Raw genomic sequence first — 687 nt, 5'->3', positions numbered from 1 at the left:
CACTCATTGAGGCCGACGTACTTGCGGACTCTGATGCACTCGTTGAAGCGCTCATGGAGGCACTGGTACTTGCTGACTCACTCGCACTTGTTGATGCACTCATGGAAGCACTGGTACTTGCGGATTCACTGGCGCTGGTTGAGGCACTCATCGATGCTGACGTACTTGCTGACTCACTTGCACTTGTTGAGGCACTCATCGAGGCACTGGTACTTGCGGATTCGCTCGCACTCGTTGAGGCACTCATCGAGGCACTTGTCGATGCGCTCATTGAGGCCGATGTACTTGCCGATTCGCTCGCACTTGTTGAGGCACTTTGTGAGGCGCTAGTACTTGCTGATTCACTGGCACTCGTTGAAGCACTTTGCGATGCTGAAGTGCTGGCTGATTCTGATGCACTCGTTGAGGCACTCATTGAGGCCGAGGTACTTGCAGATTCGCTAGCGCTGGTTGAGGCACTCATGGACGCTGACGTACTTGCCGATTCTGACGCACTTGTCGATGCGCTCATGGAAGCCGACGTACTTGCGGATTCACTCGCACTTGTTGAAGCGCTCATCGACGCTGACGTACTTGCGGATTCGCTCGCACTTGTTGAGGCACTCTGTGACGCTGATGTGCTGGCTGATTCGCTCGCACTGGTTGAGGCGCTCATCGACGCTGAAGTACTTGCAGATTCACTTGCAC

1 pseudogene is annotated in these 687 nt (G+C 54.6%); it reads left to right on the top strand.

Annotation, left to right across the window (positions count from 1 at the left end):
- Nucleotides 1–687, top strand: a pseudogene (locus HMPREF2697_RS10835) (hypothetical protein); the annotation flags it as partial.

Origin of the sequence: Streptococcus sp. HMSC064D12 (assembly GCF_001837205.1) — a bacterium.
Taxonomy (GTDB): Bacteria; Bacillota; Bacilli; order Lactobacillales; family Streptococcaceae; genus Streptococcus; species Streptococcus salivarius_D.
The sequence above is the reverse complement of the archived record's forward strand: the minus strand, read 5'-3'. Positions and strand labels throughout refer to the sequence as shown.